The sequence below is a fragment of the Zwartia panacis genome (genome assembly GCF_030410395.1).
Classification (GTDB): domain Bacteria; phylum Pseudomonadota; class Gammaproteobacteria; order Burkholderiales; family Burkholderiaceae_B; genus Zwartia; species Zwartia panacis.
Window position 1 is genome coordinate 1 of the sequence record NZ_JAUHHF010000031.1, and the last position, 1,063, is coordinate 1,063.

General features: G+C 50.4%; 1 protein-coding gene. It reads right to left on the reverse strand.

From position 1 onward, the window contains the following. Positions 1-7: 7 nt before the first annotated feature. The gene (locus tag QWY30_RS15815) at positions 8-961 is read right to left on the reverse strand and encodes an IS30 family transposase (RefSeq protein ID WP_290242647.1); all 954 of its coding nucleotides are present in this window, start codon (positions 959-961) and stop codon (positions 8-10) included. Positions 962-1,063: the final 102 nt, after the last annotated feature.

The window sequence follows — 1,063 nt, forward strand, 5'->3', positions numbered from 1 at the left end:
AGTGGTTTCAAGTACGAAGTGCAACACGGTTTAGGGACTGGTGAAACACTTCGTACGGAGTTTTAAAACCTAATCGTTTACGTGGTCGGTGATTAATACGATCTTGAATCATTTTAAGTTCATCCGCAGTCACGGTCGATAAGGGGCGTTTTTTAGGAATGTACTGGCGCAATAGGCCATTGAAGTTTTCATTTGAACCGCGTTGCCAGCTAGCAAACGGATCTGCAAAGTAAGCCGTTGATTTCAACGCCTTATCCACAACAGCATGATCCGCAAACTCTTTTCCATTGTCGTAAGTCACTGTTATGACGCGCTGCGCCAAAGGGGTAAGGCTCGTGATAATGGCTTGGCTAACCAGCTCGGAGGTCTTACGGGTGACATGCGAGAGGACTGCAAACCCGCTTTTGCGCTCCACGAGTGTCACGATCGCTTGTTTGTGGCCCACACCGATTACGGTATCACCTTCCCAGTGACCCACCTGACTGCGCGTTTCAACAGAGGCAGGACGTTCGGCAATGGGGCGCCTACCAATGATCTGCCCGCGACGACTCTTTCCGCTGGCGTAGCGCTTGCGCCGTTTTCTCTGGCAACGAAGGTGTTTCCAAAGCGATCCGCCTTGCGCCTTATCGGCGTAAACGTGTTGGTAGATCGTTTCATGACTTACTGGCAGCGAAGCTGCAATCTGCTCAGGACTCCACTGCAGATTCAGCCGCTCAGCGACCAAGGTTCTCGTCCTATGATCGATTTGAAGGGCATTTCGACTCGCTTGGGCTCGCTGCTGACAAAGAGTCTCAGCCTGCTTGGGTCGATAACCTCGCAATCCGGAGTTACGCAGAACCTCCCGACTGATTGTCGACTGATGTCGACCCAGTATCTGGGCAATCGTCTTTGGGTTCTGTCCTGCTTTCATAAGTGCATAAATCTGATAACGTTCAGTTTGGCTGAGATGTTTGTAGCTCATAAGGTGACTTTGACTTGGCGGTCTGGAAATCTGAGATGCTAGAACACTCTCAGCCAACCCGCCCAATTAATCAAAGTTGCACTTCGTACTTGAAACCACCTT